At 50.5% G+C, this 24,955-nt stretch carries 12 protein-coding genes and 8 pseudogenes; 17 read left to right on the top strand and 3 right to left on the bottom strand.

The window, feature by feature from the left end:
• Positions 1-10: 10 nt before the first annotated feature.
• From JCM16496_RS17040 to JCM16496_RS17005, 9 genes and pseudogenes are all read left to right on the top strand, one after another.
• The gene (locus JCM16496_RS17040) at positions 11-1,138 is read left to right on the top strand and encodes a TolB-like translocation protein (protein WP_244440467.1); all 1,128 of its coding nucleotides are present in this window, start codon (positions 11-13) and stop codon (positions 1,136-1,138) included.
• A complete protein-coding gene (locus tag JCM16496_RS24245; RefSeq protein WP_244440466.1) occupies positions 1,138-1,464 on the top strand; it encodes a hypothetical protein in 327 nt (108 codons plus the stop codon). The genes JCM16496_RS17040 and JCM16496_RS24245 overlap by 1 nt, the downstream gene beginning before the upstream one ends.
• A gap of 57 nt (positions 1,465-1,521) precedes the next feature.
• Complete coding sequence (locus JCM16496_RS17035) at positions 1,522-3,288, top strand: DUF6057 family protein (protein WP_025835773.1); 1,767 nt, start codon at positions 1,522-1,524, stop codon at positions 3,286-3,288.
• Between the two features lie 10 nt (positions 3,289-3,298).
• Positions 3,299-4,757 (top strand): annotated as a pseudogene (locus JCM16496_RS17030) (TolB family protein).
• 132 nt (positions 4,758-4,889) lie between these two features.
• A complete protein-coding gene (locus JCM16496_RS17025) occupies positions 4,890-6,005 on the top strand; it encodes a glycoside hydrolase family 26 protein (protein ID WP_025835771.1) in 1,116 nt (371 codons plus the stop codon).
• A gap of 22 nt (positions 6,006-6,027) precedes the next feature.
• Positions 6,028-7,202: pseudogene (locus JCM16496_RS17020) on the top strand (glycoside hydrolase family 130 protein).
• 13 nt (positions 7,203-7,215) lie between these two features.
• Positions 7,216-8,609, top strand: a pseudogene (locus JCM16496_RS17015) (MFS transporter).
• A gap of 18 nt (positions 8,610-8,627) precedes the next feature.
• Entirely contained in the window at positions 8,628-9,815 is a 1,188-nt protein-coding gene (locus JCM16496_RS17010) for an AGE family epimerase/isomerase (RefSeq protein ID WP_025835769.1), read from the top strand.
• An 18-nt stretch (positions 9,816-9,833) separates the two neighbouring features.
• Positions 9,834-10,625 (top strand): SGNH/GDSL hydrolase family protein, encoded by a 792-nt coding sequence (locus JCM16496_RS17005; RefSeq protein WP_025835766.1) that lies wholly within the window; start codon positions 9,834-9,836, stop codon positions 10,623-10,625.
• On the opposite strand, the pseudogene JCM16496_RS17000 reads toward JCM16496_RS17005, so the two are convergent.
• Positions 10,622-11,954: pseudogene (locus JCM16496_RS17000) on the bottom strand (aspartate kinase). The gene JCM16496_RS17005 and the pseudogene JCM16496_RS17000 overlap by 4 nt on opposite strands.
• A gap of 303 nt (positions 11,955-12,257) precedes the next feature.
• On the opposite strand from JCM16496_RS17000, the pseudogene JCM16496_RS16995 reads away from it, so the two are divergent.
• The 8 genes and pseudogenes from JCM16496_RS16995 (at position 12,258) to JCM16496_RS16965 (ending at position 22,341) form a co-directional block, all read left to right on the top strand.
• Positions 12,258-13,600, top strand: a pseudogene (locus JCM16496_RS16995) (sigma-54-dependent transcriptional regulator).
• Positions 13,601-13,940: 340 nt separating this feature from the next.
• Positions 13,941-14,021 (top strand): potassium-transporting ATPase subunit F, encoded by an 81-nt coding sequence (locus JCM16496_RS22180; protein ID WP_081593070.1) that lies wholly within the window; start codon positions 13,941-13,943, stop codon positions 14,019-14,021.
• A gap of 52 nt (positions 14,022-14,073) precedes the next feature.
• Positions 14,074-15,778: pseudogene (kdpA, locus tag JCM16496_RS16990) on the top strand (potassium-transporting ATPase subunit KdpA).
• Positions 15,779-16,110: 332 nt separating this feature from the next.
• Positions 16,111-18,157: pseudogene (gene kdpB / locus JCM16496_RS16985) on the top strand (potassium-transporting ATPase subunit KdpB).
• 19 nt (positions 18,158-18,176) lie between these two features.
• A complete protein-coding gene (locus tag JCM16496_RS16980) occupies positions 18,177-18,755 on the top strand; it encodes a K(+)-transporting ATPase subunit C (RefSeq protein WP_025835764.1) in 579 nt (192 codons plus the stop codon).
• 44 nt (positions 18,756-18,799) lie between these two features.
• Positions 18,800-19,555 (top strand): hypothetical protein, encoded by a 756-nt coding sequence (locus JCM16496_RS16975; protein WP_025835762.1) that lies wholly within the window; start codon positions 18,800-18,802, stop codon positions 19,553-19,555.
• A 204-nt stretch (positions 19,556-19,759) separates the two neighbouring features.
• Positions 19,760-20,881 (top strand): sensor protein KdpD, encoded by a 1,122-nt coding sequence (locus JCM16496_RS16970; RefSeq protein ID WP_025835761.1) that lies wholly within the window; start codon positions 19,760-19,762, stop codon positions 20,879-20,881.
• A gap of 20 nt (positions 20,882-20,901) precedes the next feature.
• On the top strand, positions 20,902-22,341 hold the full coding sequence (locus JCM16496_RS16965) for a sensor histidine kinase (RefSeq protein ID WP_025835760.1): 1,440 nt from the start codon (positions 20,902-20,904) through the stop codon (positions 22,339-22,341).
• 1 nt (position 22,342) lies between these two features.
• Here the strand turns inward: JCM16496_RS16965 and JCM16496_RS16960 are convergent, their stop codons facing one another.
• Together JCM16496_RS16960 and JCM16496_RS16955 are read right to left on the bottom strand one after the other, a co-directional pair.
• On the bottom strand, positions 22,343-23,212 hold the full coding sequence (locus JCM16496_RS16960; protein WP_025835758.1) for an AraC family transcriptional regulator: 870 nt from the start codon (positions 23,210-23,212) through the stop codon (positions 22,343-22,345).
• A 33-nt stretch (positions 23,213-23,245) separates the two neighbouring features.
• A pseudogene (locus JCM16496_RS16955) lies at positions 23,246-24,885 on the bottom strand (efflux MFS transporter permease).
• Between the last annotated feature and the right edge of the window lie 70 nt (positions 24,886-24,955).

Here is a 24,955-nt window from a genome sequence, read left to right as displayed (position 1 = left end):
GAGATATGAAATGTGTACAAGTTGTTGTGGGGCTGTTGCTGTGCTGCTGCTATATGCTTGCAGCCCCCGTCCGGAGTCTGTACAGCCTGCAGACCGGTTACTGGTGCTCTATCCGGAATATCAGGATGTAACCATTCCCTGCAATGTGGCTCCTTTGAATTTCCTTGTGCGGAATGAAGGGGTGGACGCGGTGTGCGTAAGTGTAAAGGGAGCATCGGACAGCTTGGAGATAAACGCGAGCGGGAACAAGGCGGTGTTCCCCTTGAAAGCCTGGCGTGCATTGCTGGAAGCGGAGAAGGGACATACTTTGGAAGTGGCTGTCATTGCCCGTACCGACGGTCGCTGGTTGCGCTATCCTTCCTTTGCATGGCAGGTGGTGGCGGACAAGCTCGACGCCTATGTCAGTTACCGTCTGATAGAGCCCGGTTATGAGGTATGGAATGCCTTGCAGATACGTGAACGTTGCATTGAGAATTTCGAAGAGCGTATTTTGGCGGATAACAGTCAGACAGAGGGCAAATGCATGAACTGTCATGTGCATGGAGGAAATAGTGGCAACCTTTCGATGTTCCATCTTCGGGGCGAGGGAGGGGGGACTGTCCTGAACCGTGACGGCAAGCTCCGTAAGCTTGCCTTGAAGAATGGACAGATGATATCTGCGGCTGTCTACGGGGATTTCCATCCGGACGGGCGGTATGGTGTCTTCTCGTCTAATGTGATTATTCCCATGTTCCATACGGAAGGCAACCGCCGTCTGGAAGTTTACGATACCGTCTCCGATTTGGCTGTCGCCGATTTTGACGGGAACCGGATGATTCTGTCTCCGCTTACGGCGGATTCCACCGTATTGGAGACTTTTCCCACTTTCTCTGCCGACGGGAAATGGATATATTACTGCTCGGCTCCGACTGTTCCATTGCCGGACAGCATACGGCAATTACGCTATTCGCTTTGCCGCATTGCGTTCGATGCCAATCACGGCACATGGGGCGACCGCGTGGATACCTTTGGAATGCCCGGCTGGAGAAAGGCTCCGTGTGTCATCCGAAAGCTTCACCGGACGGCCGCTACCTGCTCTATACCGTTGCTGATTATGGAACATTCCCCATTTGGCACCGGGAGACGGAATTGCAGCTGATGGATTTGCAGACGGGTGCCATCGACTCCCTGCCAATGGTCAACTCCAACCGTTCGGACACTTATCACAGTTGGTCGTCAGGCAGCCGTTGGTTTGCCTTTGCCAGCAAGCGGGGTGACGGGCAGTACGGGCGGGTTTATTTTGCCTATCTGGATGCCGACGGGAAGGCGCATAAGCCTTTTGTGCTACCCCAGTCCGACCCTGAAAAAGACGATTTGACATTGAAATCCTACAATATCCCCGATTTGTCGGCCACTCCCGTTCCTTTTGATGCTTCTTCCATCAAGCGGATAAACCGGCAACTGAAGGCTGAGGAATTCAAATGACAAGACATACAGAGAGTGCAAATTGTAAATAGTAAATTGTAAATAGTAAAATTGTAAATGTTCTTATTTCTGAAAAAGACTTGGAAGATAGGGCTGTCGATACTTTTCGGCGTAGCGGTGCTTCTCTTTTGGGGAAGCGTATATCCGGCCCATCTTTCCTATCAGGAGCAGTTCCAGCTTTTCTTGTTCGATGCCGACTACTGGTGGGAACGGATAGCGGTTCCCGGTGGGTTGGCCGATTATATCGCTGAGTATCTGACACAGTTCTATTATCATGTGTGGGCAGGAGCTTGTATTTTGGCTTTTCTGTACGTGCTGTTGCAGCGGTTGACGTGGAAACTGGCAAAGGAGCAGGGTGCGGATGATGTGTATTATCCGTTGAGTTTTCTGCCTGTTGTCTTGTTGTGGGGCTTCATGGGAGATGAGAATGCAATGCTCTCGTTTCCGGTGGCCGTGCTGTTGGCGTTGTTTGCCGCCTGCTCCTATATTGATTTGAAAGGACCGTGGAAGCGAGCTGTGTATGTATTGGTTGCACTTCCGTTGCTCTATTGGGCGGCAGGTCCGGTGCATTTCATCTTTATGGGGTGGGTGATTGTGCGCGAGTTTCAGCAGAACCTTCGTCACCGGAACTTCTGGGGAGGTGTCGGTGTGTGCTGGGGTGTAGGGCTGTGGGGTATCGGATGTCCGCTGCTGGCAAGCTTGTGGGTGCAGTATCCTCTTTACCGGCTCATGGGCGGCGTCGGATATTATCGCTTTCCTACCGTCTTGCCTTGGATGGAAGTGGGAGTTGCCGTCTTGCTGATGGTTCTTCCGTTCTTGTTGGCTGTGTTGCCCCGGTTGCAGAAGAGGCGAGCCTTTTATGGACTTCTGCAGGGCGTAGCCGTGGTGGCGCTTGGCTATTCCTATATATCTGCCGCTTGCGATATGGATAAGGAGGAGGCGATGGAGTATGATCGGTTGGTACGTAACAAGCAATGGCAGGAGGTTATAGGAAAAGCGGAAAAGAAGTCACCGGCTTCCCCCTTCGGCGTGACCTGTCTGAATCTGGCCTTGGGAAAGACGGGACAGATGGGCGACCGCATGTTCGAGTTTTACCAGAACGGGACAGAAGGACTGCTGCCGGAGTTCCAGCGTGATTTTACTTCCCCGTTGCCCGCCAGTGAGGCATATTACCATCTGGGAATGATTAATACGGCGCAGCGTTTTGCCTTTGAGGCGATGGAAGCCATACCGAATTTCCGTAAAAGCGGGCGGTGCTTCAAGCGTCTGGCCGAAACCAATTTGATTAACGGGCAGTATGAAGTGGCCGCCAAATACCTGCGGGCGTTGAGAAAGACCACCTTCTACAAGGATTGGGCGGAGGATGCCATGACTTATCTGTATAATGAGGAAAAAATCAATGCCCATAAAGAATGGGGGTGGCTGAGGCAGATACGATATACGGAAGATTTCCTGTACAGCGACCGTGAAACGGACATGATGCTGGGGCTGCTCTTCCAGCATAACCATCGGAACCGGATGGCTTTTGAGTATATGCTGGCCTACGTCATGTTGCAGCGCGATATGGAACGGTTCATGAAGTATTATCCTTTGGGCAGGCATGCCGGTTACGACCACATTCCCCGCAGCTATCAGGAAGCGCTGGTATTTATGTGGACACAAAGTCACAAGAATTTCAAAGGGATGCCTTGGGACATCTCTCCTCGTGTGATGCAGGATGTATCGGATTTTGCAAAGATCTATATGACACAGCCGGATGCACGGCAACTGTTGCGGTCGCGTTTTGGCTATACATACTGGAACTATTTGTTATTGAAAAAGTGAGATGGAAAATATGAAGAAGTTAGTACTTTGCATATTGGCGGCATGCTGGCTTGCCGCTTGCGGCAAGCCGGTGACTTCCCCGGAAAAGGTGGATGAATGGCCGGATATCTATCCCGATTATATCGGCGTGACTATTCCTGCAACCATTGCTCCCATGAATTTCAATTGTATTGGCGGAGCGTACGAACGTGTGGATGTGACCGTAACTGGAGGAAAGTCCGGAGAGATGCATGTAAATGATAAAATAGTATCATTTCCGCAAGATGCATGGCAAGAGCTTTTGGAGGAGAACAAGGGGGATAGCCTTCTGTTTACGGTATGTATCCGGAAAGACGGCGAGTGGAAACAGTACCGCTCTTTTCCCATGTATGTCAGTCCGTATCCTATAGATTATGGGGTGGTATACCGCAAGCTGGCTCCCGGATATGAAGTTTATAGCAAGATGGGCATTTATGAGCGCGACCTTTCTTCGTTCGAGGAGCGTCCCTTGCTGGAGAATACCATGGTGCCGGGCATGTGCCTGAATTGTCATGCTTTCAATAAAACAAATCCGGACCATCTGAGCCTGCATATCCGTGGAAAGAACGGAGGAACCTTGATGCAGATAGACGGGAAGCGCGAAATGCTGGATACGAAAACGGATTCCACTCTCTCGGCGGGGGTATACCCTTATTGGCATCCAAGCGGCAAATATATTGCCTATTCCGTCAACAATACGCGCCAGTCTTTCCATGCGGTGAAGGATGAGCGTGTGGAAGTGTTCGACTTGGAATCGGATGTACTGGTCTATCATCCCGAGACACACGAACTTCTGCTGTCTCCCCTGCTTCAGAAGAAGGAAGTCTTCGAGACTTTTCCCGTATTTTCACCGGACGGACGCAAACTGTATTTCTGTGCTGCGGAGGCCAAGCCGATACCGGTGGGATATAAGGAAATACGTTATAGCTTGTGTAGTATAGATTTCAATCCGGAAGACGGGACATTTGGCGAAAAGATAGATACGCTGGTCAATGCGGCAGCTATGAAGAAAAGCATCTCATTCCCGAGCCTTCGTACGATGGCGAGTATATCATGTTCACTTTGTCCGATTACGGTAACTTCTCAATCTGGCATAAAGAAGCCGATTTATGGCTGTTGGATTTGAAGGATGGCGGTATACGTCCCATAAAGGAGGTGAACAGCGATGATACGGAAAGTTTCCATAACTGGAGCAGCAACTCCCGATGGTTTGTGTTCAGCAGCCGCAGGGGAGATGGGCTTTATACCGTCTGTATCTGGCAAGTATGGATGAGAATGGGGTGGTGGGCAAGCCTTTCCTGCTTCCTCAGGAAAATCCGTGGGAGTATTACGACCGTCTGGTCTACTCGTACAATGTTCCCGATTTTACAAGCGAACCGGTGAAGTTGGAACGCCGGAAAGTGGAACGGGGAATTGTCTCGCGGAAGCGCGTTCCGGTGAAAGTCAGATGATGTGTTTTTCTATATTCTGCTTTTTAATACAGTAAAGGGATAAAATTGTATCATTTTCCCTTGGTGCAATCCGCTATCTTTGTGCCAGGAATTAGTGTTACCAATAATAATACCAGATTGAAAAACATGGATATGAGAAAAGTGAAATTTGCTACGATGATTCTGGCGGCAAGTCTGTTGACCGCCTGCGGTTCTTCCAAGAAAGAACAGAGTGTGAATGAAGAGACGGCTGCTGCACGTACGCAGGAAACGGAGAACTTACTGGCTAACTTGAAAAAAATCCCTTCCAAAGGTATCATGCTCGGCCATCATGACGATACGGTATATGGTATCGGCTGGGAAGGTGAGGAAGGCCGTTCGGATGTGAAAAGCGTGTGTGGCGACTATCCGGCTGTCATCAGCTTTGATTTGGGAGAACTGGAACTTGGGAATGCCGCCAATCTGGATAAGGTGCCCTTCGATAAAATCAGGAAAGAGATAATCAATCAGTATCAGCGGGGCGGCATGGTTTCGCTCAGTTGGCATGCTCGCAATCCCAAGACGGGCGGCGATGCCTGGGATGTATCGGATACGACGGTGGTGAAGTCCATCCTGCCCGGTGGCGAGAATCACCGGAAGTTTGCCGGCTGGTTGGGAGGAGTGGCCGATTTCCTTCATTCGCTGAAGACGGCGGACGGCGTGAAGATACCTGTACTTTTCCGTCCCTGGCACGAACATAGCGGCAGCTGGTTCTGGTGGGGCGAAAAACTGTGTACCCCTGAAGAGTATAAGACATTGTGGCACATGACAGTGGACAGTCTGCAGGCCAGGGGAGTGGATAATGCACTTTACGCTTACTCTCCGGGCACGGAACCCAAGGACACGACGGAATATTTGAAGAAGTATCCGGGCGATGAGTTGATAGACGTTATCGGTTTCGATACCTATCAGTTCGACCGGGATGCCTATCTTGCCGGGATGGATAGGGCACTTTCCATTATCGACAGTATAGGGAAAGCACACAATAAGGTGATTGCTGTGACCGAAACCGGTTACGAAGGAATCCCCGATGCCAAATGGTGGACCGGCACTCTGCTGCCTGCGTTGGAGAAGTATCCGCTTGCTTATGTGCTGGTGTGGCGCAATGCCCGTGAAAAGGTGACCCATTACTATGCCCCCTATCAGGGACAGACATCTGCGGAGGATTTTGTGGAGTTCTATAACAATCCCAAGACGCTGTTTGCAGCTGATGTAAATCTGTATCAATAAACAAACAATCAATATAACAGACATGGAAGCTTTTAAAGAAAAGGTAGATAGGCTCTTGCAGAAACACGAAGAGTTGATTACGAGAAAGAATGTGGCCGTGGAAGACGGCAATGGCATATTCACCCGCTATAAATATCCGGTAGTGACGGCTGCTCATACACCTGTATTCTGGCGGTATGATTTGGATGAGAAGTCCAACCCGTACCTGATGGAACGTATCGGTATGAATGCGACCATGAATTCGGGGGCCATTAAGTGGAATGGCAAGTATCTGATGGTGGTACGTGTAGAGGGCGCTGACCGCAAGTCGTTCTTTGCCGTGGCCGAGAGTCCCAACGGCATTGATAATTTCCGGTTCTGGGATTATCCCATCACCATGCCCGAAGACGTGATTCCGGCAACGAACATCTACGACATGCGCCTCACGGCTCATGAGGACGGTTGGATTTACGGCATCTTCTGCGCCGAACGCCACGACCCCAATGCGCCTGCCGGTGACTTGTCCTCGGCTACGGCTACAGCTGCCATTGCCCGCACCAAGGATTTGAAGAACTGGGAACGCCTACCCGACCTGAAGACCAAGAGCCAGCAGCGCAACGTAGTGCTGCACCCTGAGTTTGTAGATGGCAAGTATGCCTCTATACCCGTCCGCAGGATGGCTTTATTGATGCCGGCAGCGGTGGTGGTATCGGCTGGGCGCTGGTGGACGACATAACCCATGCCGAGGTGAAGGAAGAGAAGATTATCGACCAGCGCTACTATCACACCATCAAGGAGGTGAAGAATGGTGAAGGTCCGCATCCCATCAAGACTCCGACAGGATGGTTGCATCTGGCTCATGGTGTCCGCGGTTGTGCCGCCGGATTGCGCTATGTGCTCTATATGTACATGACTTCCCTGGAAGACCCGACGAAACTGATTGCCACTCCCGGTGGGGCCTTTATGGTACCCGAGGGTGAGGAACGTATAGGTGACGTAAGCAATGTACTTTTCACCAATGGCTGGATTGCCGACGAAGACGGAACGGTATTCATCTACTACGCTTCTTCCGACACGCGGATGCATGTGGCTACCTCTACCATCGACAAGCTGGTGGATTATTGCATGAATACACCTGCCGACGGCTTGTCGTCATCGGCTTCGGTAGAAACGTTGAAGAAACTGATAGACAAAAACAAGGCAATCACTAATCACTAATAACTAATTTACCGTGGCAACACTAAAAGAAAAAATCGGTTATGGTTTCGGGGATATGTCTTCCTCTATGTTCTGGAAGATATTCTCCTATTATTTACCGTTCTTTTATTCTAATATATTTGGTTTGAGCTTGGCTGATGCAGGATTGCTGATGCTGGTGACACGTATTTGGGATGCAGTGTCCGACCCCATGATGGGAGTCATTGCAGACCGTACCCATACGCGTTGGGGCAAGTATCGCCCTTATCTGCTGTGGATTGCAGCTCCTTTTGCCATCGCCGGGATTTTACTTTTTACAACGCCCGACATGGGGACAACGGGCAAGCTGATATGGGCTTACGTCACTTACATTCTGATGATGACGGTATATACGGCCATCAATGTACCATACGGGGCCATGCTGGGAGTAATGACTGATGATTCGAACACAAAAACGGTTTTCTCTTCCTACCGTATGTTCTTTGCATACGGAGGTAGCTTTATTGCCTTGGGGGCATGGGAACCGTTGTGCAATTGGTTCCGGTCGATGGACAACAGCAATGCTTCCAGTTGGCAGTATGCCATGGTATGTATTGCCACGCTCTGCTTTTTTGGCTTTCTGACTTGTTTTGGCATGACGCGAGAGCATGTCAAGAGTGTGGCATCCGAATCCGTCGGTAAGGATGTGAAGTCGCTGGTGCGCAATTCGCCCTGGTGGATATTGAATGGTGCGGCGTTGCTGTCGAATTTCTTCAATACGGTACGCGGAGCTACTGCCGCCTACTTCTTCAAGGACTATATCAGTGCCAATGCATTCCTCGATTTCGGGGTGTTCAATCTGGTGTTGTATGCCGGCTTGTTCCTGATGGTGGGTGAAGTGTGTAATATGATTGGTGTGGCGCTGGCTGTGCCTCTGTCCATGAAGTTCGGAAAGAAGTCCACCTATATCATTTCGCTCGTGTGCCTGGTAGTGTTCAGCGTGCTCTTCTTCTTTGTGCCGAATGACGGGCTGGATGGTGGCTGATGATGATTTTCCAGGTGCTTATCTCCATCTGCACCGGTATCGTATCTCCGCTGATTTGGAGCATGTATGCGGATGTGGCGGACTATGCCGAGCAAAAGGATGGCACATCCTCTACGGGGCTGATATTCTCTTCCGGTTCTATGGCGCAGAAGTTTGGCGGTGCATTTGCAGGCTGGGCGGTAATGGCACTGTTGGCATTCTTCGGTTACAATACCGCAGAGAATGCCGTGCAGACTCCCGAGGCGCTGGATGGCTTGAAGTATCTGATGAGCTTTGTTCCTGCTGCGATAGCCGCACTTTCCATCGTTGTCGTATTTATCTATCCATTGAATAAGACGCGTATGGCAGCCATCAATGCAGACCTGAAAGAGCGCCGTGAGAACCTTCAGCAGAATAACTTATAACTCATAACTCAAAAACTTGTGGATATCAAGAAGATGAAACAGGAGATGGAGGAGGAGCTGGTTTCCAATATCCTCCCCTTCTGGATAAATAGAATGACGGATGAAGTGAACGGCGGTTTCTACGGTCGTATCACGGGCCGGGAGGAGGTGAAGCCCGAAGCAGAAAAGGGGGCCATCCTGAACGCCCGCATCTTGTGGACCTTCTCGGCTGCATACCGCTTGCTGAAGAGGCCGGAGTATCTGGAAACGGCTACGCGTGCCAAACGTACTCTTATCGACCGTTTCTACGACAATGAATTTGGTGGAGTTTACTGGTCGCTCGACTATAAAGGCAATCCGCTCGATACCAAGAAGCAGATTTACGCTTTGGGGTTCGCCATCTACGGGCTGAGTGAATATGCCCGTGCCACGGGCGATGATGAAGCGCTGGCATATGCCATCCGCTTGTTTGAGACTATCGAAGAGCATAGCTTCGACCCCGTGAAAAACGGTTATTGCGAAGCCTTGACCCGCGAATGGGGAGAAATAGCTGATATGCGCCTCAGCGCCAAGGATGAGAACGAGCGCAAGACGATGAATACCCATCTGCATATACTGGAACCTTATACCAATCTTTTCCGCGTGTGGAAGGATGCCCGTCTGGAGAAGCAACTGCGCAATTTGATAGGCCTTTTCACGGAACGGATTCTGAATATCAAGACCGGTCATTTGGAATTGTTCTTCAATGATGATTGGGTTAGTAAATATCGCATTGTTTCCTACGGGCACGACATCGAAGCCTCCTGGTTGTTACACGAGGCTGCCCTTGTCCTGGGTGATAAGGACCTCCTGGAGAAAGTGGAACCACTTGTAGAATACATCGCCGCCGCTGCCGATGAAGGATTGACGCCCGACGGCAGCATGATATACGAGACTTTTCCGGATAAGGGAAAGACCGATACCGACCGCCACTGGTGGGTACAGGCCGAGAACGTAGTGGGACATGCCAACCTCTACCAGCACTTTGATGACGAAGTGGCCATGCAGAAGGCTCTCCGATGCTGGAACTTCATCAAGCAGCATCTGGTAGACTACAAGTACGGAGAATGGCATTGGAGCGTGCGTGCCGACGGCACGGTGAACACCGATGATGACAAGGCGGGATTCTGGAAATGTCCGTATCACAACGGACGTATGTGCATGGAAATTATTGAACGTTTTTCATAGGTTTTCTATCATAAGAAGATGAATAGATTGATGGTTTTGGGGATTCTGGTCTGGATGGGGATTGCGCTGCACGCGCAATCTCTTTATCCGGACTTCAGCAAGCTGAACTTCGGGTGTGACGGAAACAGCATTACCGCAGGCGAACAATGGTCTAAGACTGTAGTGGATAAACTCGGATTCGCTACACATCACAACGTGGCGGTCGGTTCTGCCACATGGGCATGCCATCCCGATACTCAGGATTATGGCAGCGAAGCTTTTGCCGGCATCTCCGGCGGTTGGCAGGCTACGGAGGATAAGCATGAGTTGCAGATGCGGCACAACAACGTGTCAAAGGTGCATATCCAGAAGTTCATAGCCGAAGTGGAAAGTGGCGCTTACCCTGCGCCCGATGTCTTTGTGTTCTCTATGGGAACGAATGACCGTAACTTGGGTAGTGCCGAAGAGGCCCTTAAGGGGAAGACGCTCGATGAAGTAGATGTCAACACCATGGCGGGCGGTGCCCGTTGGTCCATTCAGACCATTCTGGAGCATTATCCCCAATGCCGCGTATTCGTGTGCACGCCGATTCAGACCGGCAACCCCGAACACAATGCACTGAATCTGCAGAAGATTGCCATCTTGCGTGAGTTGTGCCGGGCGCTTTCCGTGCAGCTGATAGACTGTTACTCCAACTGTGGTATCACCGAAAAGTTTGAGCAGCCTTCCGGTAGCGGGCGCTATCTGCGCGACGGGTTGCATCCCGACAAACCGGGGCAGGAGCTGATGGGCCGTTACATTGCGAAGGAGATACGGAACCATTTCTTTTAGTTCCGTTCTGCATATTCCGGTTGGAATAACTTATCATTTAGGGCTTGTAAAGCCCTTTTTTTGTCTGTATTCTTAATGACGAATGCCACGTCATTATTGCTGCTGCCATATGAAATCATCCGCAGGGGGATGTCCTTTAGCGCCTCCATAATCTTTGCCTCAAACCCGGCATATTCCCATTGCATGTTGCCCACCACGGAGACGATGGTCATGCGGTCTTCTACCAATACATGGGCATATTGGCGTAGTTCGGAGATGATATTCGATAAACGAGTGCAGTCGTCTATAGCCACAGATACGTCCAGATTGGAGGATACCAGCAGGCAGAGGGGGGTACGGTATTTGGCAAAAATATCGAAAATCTTGCTGATGAACAGATAGGGACACAGATTATGGTTCGATTCGAACTTTATGTATATGATGTGGTCCTTGGCGGCTATGGCTTGATGATATTGTCGTCCTGCAGGTTGGAAATCAGCGTGCCTTCTGCCGATGGTTCCATAGAGTTAAGCAGCCGGACGGGAATATTCCTTAGGCGTGCCGGGGCGATACAGAAGGGATGTAGTATCTTGGCACCATAGAAGGCCAGTTGTTCGGCTTCGTTGAAGCTGAGGCGTTTCACGGGGCGGGTACCTGACACTTCGCGCGGATCATTGTTGTGCATGCCATCTATGTCCGTCCATATTTGTATCTCGTCTGCTTGGAGGCGGTGCCAATGAGGGAAGCGGTGTAATCACTGCCGCCGCGTTTCAGGTTGTCTGTTTCGTTATAGGCATTCTTGCAGATGAAACCCTGAGTGATGAAGAGATTGATGCCGGGATGGCAGGCAAGCTGTTCTCGGAGTTTCTGTTCTATATATTCCAAGTCGGGTTCGTTGTCGGGGCCGATACGCATGAAGTCGAATGCACAAAGCAGCACATTGGGAACTTTCAGCTCGCGCAGGTAGAAGTGCATCAGGGCGGTACTGATAAGTTCGCCTTGTGCCAGCACTTCCTTCTCTTCGACGGAGGTGAAGGAATCTTTGGTAAATTTCCATAGTTGCTGGAAGCGGTCGAGGATATAATCTATTGCTTCCCGTTTCAGTTTCTCGTCGGTCAGCAACCCATTGGCAAATTCGATGAACTGGAATTCCAGCCGGGTGATGCGGTCGTGGGCTTGTTCTATTTCACGGTTGAACAAGTTGGCGGCAATCTCCTCCAGATGGTTGGTGGTGCCTGCGGTGGCAGACAGTACCACAATCTTGGGTGTTGCATCTTTAATGAGTGTTGCTACATGTTTCATTCTCTCTACGGTGCCGACGGAAGTTCCGCCGAATTTACAAATTTTCATTTCTTGTTTCTTTTTTAACAGTTTCATAATTGCATTCATCCGGAGGTTCTTCCTTCCGGCTTTTCATTTCAGGTGGCCTCTTTCCAAAATGGAAGGGGAGGCATAAGAGGCTGTCACTGGGACTAGGCCTGCATAATGCCGCTGTGGCATTGCTGTGGTGGGATATTCATATCCCGGTTGGCGGCAGGCTCTTGCCCCTTCACCTATAAAAGTTCAAAAGATGTGCCGTTGGTATTTGGGAAAAGCTTATATTTGCACACCCTGTTTTTTACCGTTATCAGTTTAAAAACTTATCGAATAGATATGAGTAAGATTCTAATCATTGATGATGAGGTACAAATCCGTACCCTTCTGACACGGATGATGGAGTTGGAGGGATATGACGTCTGTCAGGCTGGTGATTGCAGGGCTGCCCTGAAGCAACTGGAACTCCAAAATCCCGATGTAGCTTTGTGTGATGTGTTTCTGCCCGATGGAAATGGGGTGGACTTGGTGTTGGCTATCAAGAAGGCGGCGCCCAATGTGGAAGTTATTCTGCTGACAGCGCACGGCAATATTCCCGATGGGGTGCAGGCCATCAAGAACGGTGCTTTCGACTACATCACCAAGGGAGACGATAATAACAAGATTATTCCTCTGATAAGTCGTGCCGTCGAGAAGGCGCGCATGAATGTACGGTTGGAAAAACTGGAGAAGAAGGTGGGGCAGACGTACTCTTTTGACTCTATCCTGGGAGAATCCAAAGTCCTGAAGGATGCCGTTTCGTTGGCCCGGAAGGTAGCGGGGACGGACGTGCCAGTGTTGCTGACGGGAGAGACGGGAACCGGTAAGGAGGTCTTTGCCCAGGCCATCCATTACAGTAGCAAGCGTGCCAAGCAGAATTTTGTAGCGGTGAATTGCTCTTCGTTCAGCAAGGAATTGCTGGAGAGTGAGATGTTCGGTCATAAAGCCGGTTCGTTTACGGGAGCGTTGAAAGACAAGAAAGGCTTGTTTGAAGAGGCGAATAACGGTACTATCTTCTTGGACGAGATAGGCGAGATGGCCTTTGAACTCCAGGCCAAGCTGCTGCGTATCCTCGAAACGGGGGAGTATATCAAGATAGGGGATACGAAACCCACCCGCGTCAACGTGCGTATTATTGCTGCCACCAACCGTAACTTGCCGGAAGAGATTGCCAATGGCCGTTTCCGTGAGGATTTGTTCTACCGCCTCAGTGTTTTCCAGGTACACCTTCCGCCGTTGCGTGAGCGTGCAGGAGATGTCCGCCTGCTGGCAGAGGCGTTCGTGAAGAGCTTTTCCACACAACTGTCCCGTACGATAGAAGGATTTCCCCCGATTTTCTTGCTGCCCTGGAGCAACAGCCGTGGAAGGGGAATATCCGTGAGTTGCGCAATGTGATAGAACGCAGCCTCATCGTCAGCGAGGGGGAACGGCTGGAAGTGGAAGACCTGCCACTCGAAATTCAGAATGCCCGTTATGAACAATCGGTTGACGAGACACCCGGCAGCTTTGAGCTGTCCGCCATGGAGCGCCGTCACATAGCCCGCGTGCTGGAATATACCAAAGGAAATAAGACGGAAGCTGCACGGTTGTTGAAAATCGGACTGACAACTTTGTACCGCAAGATTGAGGAATACAAACTGTGAGTTGAAGTTTAGGCCTTTTGTGTAAACACTGTATTTACCTCGTTATTATTCCTACCGTTTTGACAAGCACCCTTCCATTTTGGAAGGGTGCTTGTCGTTTATATCCCCTCTGTCTGAAGTCTGTATTTTATTGTTTATTAGTGCTTTATGCCGCTGATTCAATCTTTGGCACGCATTTGGCAACCGGAAGGCAGGTAAAAAACATAGTATTAATTCAATAAAGGTAAAAACATGGGTATAACGATTTCATTTATTTTTTGCCTGCTGAGCGGCGTGTTCGCTTTCTGGCTATTCTGGAAATGTGTGGATTGGTTTGAAAAGATTTAAGAAGGAGAGAATTATGTACACAGCATTATTTGTATTAGGTATTGCGGTTTTCGGGTATTTGATGTATGTACTCGTGAAACCGGAAAAGTTTTAAGAGGCTTGTGAGCTGAATGTTACAAGCCGAATTAATTTAATCGATAAAAGACATGAATACAGAAATTTTAGGCGTCGCCTTGCAGATTGTTCTGCTGGTGGTATTGGCTTATCCACTTGGAAAATATATTGCAAAGGTCTATAAAGGACAAAAGACCTGGTCGGACTTCATGAAGCCGGTAGAGAGATTGATATTCAAGGTATCCGGCATCAATCCGCAGGAAGAGATGAACTGGAAGCAGTTCTTGAAAGCGCTGCTGTTGCTGAATGCCTTCTGGTTTGTGTGGGGAATGGTATTGCTGGTCACCCAGCACTGGTTGCCCTTGAACCCCGACGGCAACGGTCCGCAAACTCCCGACCAGGCATTCAACACCTGCATCAGTTTTATGGTTAACTGTAACTTGCAGCACTATTCCGGTGAAAGCGGACTGACGTATTTCACCCAGTTGTTTGTCATCATGCTCTTCCAGTTCATCACGGCGGCAACGGGCATGGCGGCCATGGCAGGCATCATGAAGTCTATCAGTGCCAAGACAACAAAAACGATAGGAAACTTTTGGAACTTCCTCGTACTGAGTTGTACACGTATCCTGTTGCCTCTTTCACTGATTGTGGGCTTCATCCTGATAGTGGAAGGTACTCCGATGGGATTTGACGGCAAGATGAAAGTCACCACTCTCGAAGGGCAGGAGCAAATGGTTTCACAAGGTCCTGCAGCAGCCATTGTACCTATCAAGCAGTTGGGTACGAACGGGGGCGGTTACTTTGGGGTGAATTCTTCCCATCCTTTGGAGAATCCCACTTATCTGTCCGACATTGCGGAATGCTGGTCCATTCTGATTATCCCGATGGCAATGGTATTTGCACTGGGCTTTTATACGAACCGCAGGAAGCTGTCGTATAGCATCTTCGGTGTGATGCTCTTTGCTTATCTGGCGGGTGTGGGCATCAATGTCTATCAGGAGATGAATGGTAATCCGCGTATCGACGAACTGGGCATTGCGCAGACCGGCGGTGCCATGGAAGGCAAGGAAGTGCGCCTCGGTGCAGCTGCCACAGCCTTGTGGAGCATTACGACAACGGTCACTTCCAATGGCTCGGTCAACGGCATGCACGATTCCACAATGCCTCTCAGTGGCATGATGGAGATGCTGAACATGCAGATTAACACTTGGTTCGGCGGTGTCGGTGTGGGCTGGATGAACTACTACACGTTCATTATCATTGCAGTGTTCATCAGCGGCCTGATGGTGGGACGTACTCCGGAGTTCCTCGGCAAGAAGGTGGAGGCGCGCGAAATGAAGATTGCCACCATCGTAGCCTGCTGCATCCCTTCGTCATTCTGGTGGGCACGGCTCTCTCCAGCTATCTGTTCGCACATCATCCTGAGTTCGTGGCAAGTGAGGGCGGCTGGCTGAACAACCCCAGCTTTCACGGGCTGAGCGAGCAGCTGTATGAGTTCACTTCTTGTGCTGCCAACAATGGCTCGGGCTTCGAGGGGCTGGGTGATAACACTTACTTCTGGAACTATGCCTGCGGCTGGGTGCTCATTCTGAGCCGTTTCATTCCGATTGTGGGGCAAGTAGCCATTGCCGGTCTGCTGGCCGAGAAGAAGTTCATCCCGGAAAGTGCTGGTACGCTGAAGACGGATACGTTGACGTTCGGTGTGATGACCTTCGCTGTGATTTTCATTGTGGCTGCTTGTCATTCTTCCCGGCACACGCGTTGAGTACGATTGCGGAACATTTTTCCATGTAGCCGATAGGGAATCTATATGCGGCTGGCAAGAGTCCCGGACTGAGGGTGGCAGCCATAGGGACTTACCTATCCTCACCCGTATACTGAAAGGGTAAAACACCCGGATGTTTTACCCCAAAACATGGGGATGTTTTCACCCAATACACCCGGATGTTTTACCCTAAAACATGGGGATGTTTTTCCGCAATACATCCGGATGTTTAGACCTCTCGGTATACGGGTGAAGGGGGCTAAGTCCCTATGGCTGCTACCCTCAGTCCCGGACTTTGGTTGACAGCGCATTATTTCAAAAGCCCAAGGCAAATGATATAAACTAATTTAATCACTTATTTATGAAAAAAGATAAGAAATCAGCTTCCTTGTTTCAGAAGGAGCAAGTAATGGAAAGTTTGAAGCAGTCATTCGTGAAGTTGAATCCGCGGATGATGATAAAGAACCCGATAATGTTTACGGTAGAGCTGGTGACACTGGTGATGCTGGTGGTCTGCATCCTCTCGTTGGGCACTTCGGAATACGGGACGTTCGGATATAATTTTCTGGTATTCGTCATCTTGTTTGTGACGTTGCTGTTTGCCAATTTTGCCGAGGCCATTGCCGAAGCGCGTGGCAAGGCACAAGCCGACAGCTTGCGCAAGACCCGTGAGGAGACTCCCGCCAAGGTGTTGGTAGACGGTAAATTGCAGACGGTCAGCAGTTCTCGTCTGAAGAAAGGAGACTATTTTGTATGCGAGGCGGGCGACACGATTCCTGCCGACGGTGAGATTGTAGAAGGACTTGCCTCTATCGACGAGAGTGCCATTACCGGCGAGTCTGCCCCCGTGATTCGCGAGGCGGGTGGTGACAAGAGCTCCGTGACGGGTGGTACGAAAGTGCTTTCAGACAAGATTAAGGTATTGGTGACACAGCAGCCGGGCGAGAGCTTCCTTGATAAGATGATTGCCTTGGTGGAAGGCGCTACCCGTCGTAAAACGCCGAACGAGATTGCGCTGACTATCCTTTTGGCAGGATTTACGCTGGTATTCGTCATTGTGTGCATCACACTGATACCGATGGCGGACTATACCAATGTGGACCATCCGGGAACATACATTTCCATCGCTGCCATTCTCTCGCTGTTTGTCTGCCTGATACCGACTACCATCGGCGGCCTGCTTTCGGCCATCGGCATTGCGGGTATGGACCGTGCGTTGCGCGCCAACGTCATAACCAAGAGCGGCAAGGCGGTGGAAACTGCCGGAGACATTGACACGTTGCTGCTGGACAAGACTGGTACCATCACTATCGGTAACCGCAAAGCCACGAAGTTTCATGTGGCTCCGGGTGTCGATGAGGACCGGTTTGTGGAAGCCTGCCTGCTGTCTTCCCTTTCCGACGAGACTCCGGAAGGAAAGTCCATTATCGAACTGGGACGTGAGAGCGGTCGCCGCGTGCGCGATTTGCATACTGCGGGTGCCCACATGATTAAGTTCACTGCCGAGACCAAATGTTCGGGCGTAGACTTGCAGGACGGCACGCAGATTCGCAAAGGTGCTTTTGATGCCATCCGCAGGATTGTGGAAGCTGCCGGAAACAAGTTCCCGAAAGAAATAGAAGATGTCATCTCTGCAATCTCAAGCAACGGTGGTACTCCACTGGTGGTGTGTGTCGACCGGAAGGTGACCGGCGTCATCGAGTTGCAGGACATCATTAAACCCGGTATCCAGGAGCGCTTCGAACGCCTCCGCAAAATGGGAGTGAAGACTGTCATGGTGACTGGAGACAATCCGCTGACTGCCAAGTATATTGCCGAGAAAGCCGGTGTAGACGACTTCATAGCTGAAGCCAAGCCGGAGGACAAGATGGAGTATATTAAGAAAGAGCAGCAGGCGGGCAAGCTGGTAGCATGATGGGCGATGGTACGAATGATGCCCCCGCACTGGCGCAAGCCAATGTCGGCGTAGCATGAACAGCGGTACGCAGGCTGCCAAGGAAGCCGGTAACATGGTGGACCTTGACAATGACCCGACGAAACTGATTGAGATTGTGGAAATAGGCAAGCAACTGTTGATGACCCGTGGTACGCTGACCACCTTCTCCATTGCAAATGACGTTGCCAAGTATTTTGCCATTATCCCTGCTTTGTTCATGGTTGCCATCCCGCAGTTGGCCCCGCTGAATATCATGGGGCTGCATAGTCCGGAAACGGCGATACTGTCGGCTATCATCTTCAACGCCATCATCATTCCTATCCTGATTCCACTGGCTTTGAGGGGAGTGCAGTACAAGCCGATAGGTGCCAGCGCACTGCTCCGCCGCAACCTGCTGATATATGGGCTGGGTGGTGTCATTGCTCCGTTCGTGGGTATCAAGTTGATAGATATGATAGTAAGTTTATTCTAAATTTAAAATGAAGATAACAATGAAAACGCTTTGGAAATCACTTAAGATAACGCTTGCATTCTGCGTATTTTTCTCCGTGTTCTATATCCTTGTCTTATGGATATTTGCACAGTTTGCCGGTCCCAACAAGGGAAATGCCGAGGTGGCTACCTTGAACGGCAAGGTGGTAGGTGCCGCCAATGTAGGGCAGATGTTTACGCAGGACATCTACTTCTGGGGACGTTCCTCTTGTGCGGGTGACGGTTACGATGCTTCCAGCTCTGCCGGCAGCAACAAGGGCCCCACGAACGAGGAGTACCTTGCCGAGGTAGAGGCACGTATAGACACCTTCCTGGTGCATCATCCCTATTTGAACCGTAAAGATGTCCCTGCTGAGATGGTGACGGCCAGCGGTTCCGGTCTGGACCCGGACATCACCCCCGCCGGTGCCTATGTGCAGGTGAAGCGTGTGGCGCAGGCACGTGGCATGAACGAGGCCGATGTAAGGGCCATCGTGGACAAGACGGTAGAGAAACCGTTGCTCGGACTCTTCGGTACGGAGAAAGTGAATGTGCTGAAATTGAATATCGCTTTGGAAGAAGCCGGCCATAAGAAATGATTCTTGAGGCTGGAGTAAATAATCTTATATTAAACAGTTGGACTATGAATAGATTGAAGAAAATAACGTTAGGTTTTGTTGCTGCCGTTGCAGCGTGTTTCATCGGAACGAATGGGGCGAAGGCCCAGGAGTTCAAGATTCAAGGCGACCTGGTGAGTTCTTATGTATGGCGTGGCTTTTATCAGACCGGTGCCAGCTTCCAGCCTACTTTGGGCTTCGGCATCGGCGGTTTCTCCATCACGGCATGGGGCTCTACGGATTTTGACGGTACTTCCTCCGGCGGGGGAGCTGCCGCAAAGGAAATAGACTTGACCGCCGCTTATGCTTTCGGCAACTCAGGACTGAGTCTACAGGTGGCCAGTTTGTGGTGGGCAGGCCAGGGGGCCAATAAATATTTCAACTTCAAGAGTCACGAAACGGCCCATCACTTCGAGGCGGGGCTGGCCTATACTCTTCCGGTGGAGAAGTTCCCGTTGTCCATAGCCTGGTACACCATGTTTGCCGGAGCCGACAAGAATGACAAGGGAGAACAGAACTATTCCTCTTATGTGGAACTGAACTATCCGTTCAGCGTAAAAGCGGTGGATTTGAATGTGACCTGCGGCTTCTTGCCCTACGAAGCGGGAGTCGGTGTTTATGGTATTTCCAACAGCGGGTTTGCCGTTACGAATGTAGCGCTGAAAGGAACAACGGAAATCAGGATAACGGACGGTTTTTCCGTACCCGTATTCGCTCAAGCCATCTGGAACCCGCGTATGGAAGACGCCCATCTGGTGTTCGGCATAACGTTGAGACCATGATTTGTCCGAATATGACTTTAGAGTTTATGAATTAGTGTTAGGGGGAGGTGTGTCAAAATTCACCACAGATTACACGGATTAACACAAAATGAGCTTAATGTGTTGATAATCAAAGATAATTATCTGTGCAAATCTGTGTAATCTGTGGTGAATTTTGACACACCCCCTTGTGAAGCATATGAAAATAGATAAAATCGGAATAAGATGAGTAGGGAAGAGAGTGTACGGCATTTCCTTGAGTTGATAAAGAAGTCGCGTCGCGGCAAGTTCAAGGTTTATATCGGTATGATTGCCGGGGTGGGCAAGTCATACCGCATGCTTCAGGAGGCGCATGACTTGCTGGACAACGGAGTCGATGTGAAAATCGGCTACATAGAGACGCATGGGCGTGCCGGGACGGATGCCTTGCTGGAGGGGTTGCCGGTGATTCCACGCCGCAAGCTGTTCTATAAGGGAAAGGAGCTGGAAGAGATGGACTTGGATGCCATCATCCGGGTACGTCCGGAAATCGTAGTGGTGGATGAGTTGGCGCATACCAACGTGGAGGGTAGCCGCAACGAGAAGCGCTGGCAGGACGTGATGGACCTGCTCGATGAAGGAATCAACGTGATTTCCGCCGTCAATATACAGCACATAGAGAGCATCAACGAAGAGGTGCAGGGTATTTCGGGTATCGAGGTGAGGGAACGTATTCCCGACAGTGTGCTTGAAGAGGCCGACGAGGTGGTGAATATAGACCTTACCGCCGAGGAATTGATAGCCCGGCTGAAGGCAGGGAAGATTTACAGACCGGAAAAAGTACCCATTGCCCTAAACAATTTCTTCAAGACGGAGAACATCTTGCAATTGAGGGAGCTGGCCTTGAAGGAAGTGGCTCTGCGCGTAGAGAAGAAGGTGGAAAACGAGGTGACGGCCGGGGCAGGTGTCCGGCATGAGAAGTTCCTGGCTTGTATCAGTAGCAATGAACGGACACCGAGGCACATCATCCGGAAGGCGGCGCGGCTGGCTATCAGATACAACACCTCGTTTGTGGCGCTCTATGTACAGACACCCCGCGAGAGTGCCGAGCGCATTGGGCTGGCCCGACAGAGACATCTGCTGAATCACTTCAAACTGGTGGCAGAATTGGGTGGAGAGGTGGTCCAGGTACAGTCGGCGGATATATTGGGGAGTATTGTCGCCACGTGCAGGGAACGGCAGATAAAGACGGTCTGTATGGGTAGTCCTTCGTTCGGTCTGCCACAGTCCTTGTTCATGATATTGAAATACAGAAAATTTGTGAGCGATTTGGCGCAAGCAAACATAGATTTGATTATACTTGCATAAAATTAATTCTTAGGAGCATTATGAATATTCGTACAAAATTGATACTCAGTGTGGGCATTCTCACCGGCATGATTGTTCTGCTGGTAGCCCTTTCTGTCGTAAACCTCCAGATTTTGACTGCTACAGACCCTGACAGCCCTGCCGCCACACCCGGACTGCAGCGTGCGCTGATGTGGATTTCCGTCACGGGAGGAATTTGTATCCTTGCCGGTCTTGTACTGTTGGCATGGCTTCCCCGCTCCATCAGTAAGCCTATCCGGGAACTGACGCGCGGCATCCTCGAGATAGCCAACCATAATTACGAAAAGCGTCTCGATATGAGCGGGCATGAGGAGTTCCGCGAAGTGGCGGACAGTTTTAACCGCATGGCCGAGCGACTGACGGAATACCGTACCAGTACGCTGAACGACATTCTTGCCGCGAAGAAGTTCCTCGAGGCGGTTGTGAACAGTATACACGAGCCCATCATCGGGTTGAATCCGGAGCACGAGATACTTTTTATTAACAAGGAGGCTTTGACCGTGCTGAACCTGAAGCGGGAAGAGGTAATCCGCCGTTCTGCCGAGGAACTTTCGTTGAAGAATGACCTGCTGCGCCGTCTGGTTCGGGAACTTGTCACGCCGAGCGAGAAGAAGGAGCCGCTGAAAATCTATGCAGACAATAAAGAAAGTTATTTCCAGGCTTCCTACATCACGATTATGAATGCGGATGCCGAAACGGATGACCCGCGCAATTTGGGTGATGTAATCCTGCTCAAGAACATTACGGAGTTCAAGGAGCTGGATACGGCCAAGACTACTTTTATCTCGACCATTTCCCATGAGTTGAAGACTCCGGTTTCGGCCATTCTTATGAGCCTTCAGCTCTTGGAGGATAAGCGTGTGGGAACTTTGAACGATGAGCAGGAACAGTTGTCGAAAAGTATCCGTGACAATGCCGACCGCCTGCTGGGCATCACTGGCGAATTGCTGAACATGACCCAGGTGGAGGCGGGCAAGCTTCAGATGATTCCCAAGATAACGAAGCCCATCGAGCTCATAGAGTATGCCATCAAGGCTAATCAAGTGCAGGCGGATAAGTTCAATATCCAGATAGAAGTGGAATATCCCGGCGAGAAGATGCCGAAACTGTTTGTGGACAGTGAAAAGATAGCTTGGGTACTGACAAATCTGTTGAGCAATGCCATCCGTTATTCCAAAGAGAACGGGCGGGTCATCATCGGTGCCGAATATAAGGAAGGTTTTGTGAATATGTATGTGCAGGACTTCGGGAAAGGTATCGATCCCCGTTATCATCAGAGTATTTTCGACCGTTATTTCCGGGTACCCGGTACCAAAGTGCAGGGTAGCGGCCTGGGACTCTCCATCTCTAAGGATTTTGTGGAGGCTCATGGCGGTACGCTGACTGTAGAAAGCGAGCCGGGCAAGGGCAGCCGCTTTGTTATCAGGCTGAAAGGTTGACTTATTGCCTGCGGTAGTATAGAGGTGACATTCCGGTCTGTTTCTTGAAGAATGTTCCGAAGTAGGAGGCGTTGGGGAAGTTGAAGTAGTCCGAAATCTCCTGGATGTTCTTCTGGCTGTTCTTGAGCAGTGAGATGCTTTTACGGATGATGGCCTTGAATACCAGTTGCTGTACGGTATATCCGCAGATGGTTTTGGACAATGCGGAAAGATACTTGGGGGATAGGCAAAGCTTGTCTGCATAGAACTCTACTCCGCGCTCTTGCATGTAGTGCTGCTCGATAAGCTGTATCAACCGGATGAATATCTCGTTCTTGTGCCCCACCGAGTCGTTTCCGGTAGTGAGCTTGCGGTTATAGATGGAGCAGATACGGTAAGTCAATGCCAGGAGAAGCAGCTTCTGTTCGTAGTGGTTGAAAGCGTTCTTTTCCATGTGTAGAGTACTGTCCAGCAGGGACATGTACTTCATCATTTCTTCTTCCTCTCCGGTACTCCATACGTAGCAGGGTTCCGGTGTCAGAAAGGTATAGAGGTGCATGGAGACCACCGAGTTTCCGATGATGTCCCGTATAGGGTCTGTCTGGTAGAGGAGGATGAAGAGTTCTATGTCCTCCGATTCCTGGATAACTTGGAATATGCAATCCTTCGGGAAGAAAAGGGTTTCTCCTGCCCGCGCGGAGAAGGACTTTTGGTTGAGGGAGAAGCTGAAGCTTCCCTTCCGGCAGATGACCAAGCCGACTCCATCTACAAAATGAGGCTGCCTCAAGGCGTCGGGGAAGGTGTGGAGCATACCTTCCGAACTGCAAATTTCTTCTCCTTTCAACAGAGCCCGGTTGAGGCGGGACAGCCGTTCCAGCTGGGTGTTATCCATAGCATACGTAATTATTCGGTTATTAAGACAGCGCTAAGTTAGTAATTTCCGCTTAGGATAGGGTACGGCAAGGGCAAATATCATACAAAAAAAGCAAGCGTATAGTGTCCAACCCGCCATCTCCTTTACAGCCGAGAGGGTGGCTTGTACCTGGATACGTCCTTTGGTGGACATGGCGGCCATGTTGACCGCTTCCGCCTTGCTCTTTCCCTGGTACTGCATCCCTTGCACGGTTTGGGTGAATGAGGCGGATGCTTCGGGGTGTAGCATGTCTACGTTCTGTGCATAACGGGTGACGTAATGTTGCTGGCGTTCCTGTAGTACGTTGGTGTAGAGGGCGGCACCGATGCTGGGTGCCAGAACCATGCGTACGGTGAGCATGGTACATATCCAGGAAGAGAGGTACTTGTAGGGCATGCGTTGGGTGGCATATGTCGGTATCAGCGAATAGAGGAGCATCATACCCGTGGAACGGATGATGACCGGATACTTCATCCGTTCGTACAGTCCTGCGCCTTGTACCTCGAAATACATGAACATGGCGGAAAGCCCCAATAGAAGGAAACCTGCGGCAAAAAGGTATTTAAAGTGTACACCTTTCACGCTGAGCCAGATGGTGGCAATGCCGCCAATAAGGTAACCCAACATGGACCAGTTGCCCAGGGTGGCGTTCTGGAAGTTGTCCAGTTTCATGCCTATACCCGTGAATACGTTGACAAACATGGCGCTGGAATTCAGTACCATTAACAGAAAATAGAGCAGGAAGCCCATACGGATGGTGCGCAGTTTGAATACATCGAGCTGATAGTAAGGATTGCGCTGGGTGGACTCGATGTAGAGGAATGTGCCACCGGCGATGATGGCGCAGACTGTGGCCCATTGTATGGTTGGGTCGTCGTACCAGTCAAGCACTTTACCATAAGTCAGCACGTAGGTAATGCAGGCCAATGTGATGCAGAAGATGGAGGCATTGCCAAACTGCTTGAAGTTGATGGGGAAGCGGCGGGTGGTATATCTATGGTAAGGCATGGTGACGAAGGTGACGAGGATGCAGAGCAATAGCAACCCCATCATGAAGTAGTGTATGTACTGCCATTCGTACTCAAAAGCGAGCCAGGCGGTGAGCGAGGTACCCAATTGTCCCAGTACCATGAAGAATAGGTAGATGGCGGGTTGTGCCGCACTCCGTTCGATGTCCAGCTTGTCCCAGCCTTCGCCGGTTACGGGCTCGTTGCCAGGTGTAATCTTATCGTACGCTTCGATATGCCCTGCATACTTTATGAGTGTGAAGAGGTTGACCATCATCAGTACCATTCGTAGGAATCCCATAAAGATGCTGCATAGTGCCAGCAGGAAAACGCTGTCTGTCTTGGCGCAGATATAGCTGAAGATGTACATCAGTGAGAACCCAGCCAGGCACATCATTTTCTGCCGGCGGATGACTACCAGCCTATACAGAAAGGGACAGAATGCCGCCATGCCGATGGAAGTGGCGAAGTTGGCAAACTGGATGTGCTCGGAAATGATACCGAGTCCGCTCATCATTTCGGTGCTTGCCACCGAGTAGGTACCGCCCACGGTCAGTATAGGCAGAAAGAATACGAATAGGATGATGATACCTACCGGCTTGGGTACCAATTATAGAAGGGATAGTTTTTGGGATATGAGGGCATGGGGTGAGGGATTAGGGGTTAGGGGTTAAGGGGGTAGGGATTAGGGATTAGGGAGTTGGTTGCCTTAATC

The sequence above is a fragment of the Bacteroides rodentium JCM 16496 genome, from assembly GCF_000614125.1.
GTDB lineage: Bacteria > Bacteroidota > Bacteroidia > Bacteroidales > Bacteroidaceae > Bacteroides > Bacteroides rodentium.
The sequence above is the reverse complement of the archived record's forward strand: the minus strand, read 5'-3'. Positions and strand labels throughout refer to the sequence as shown.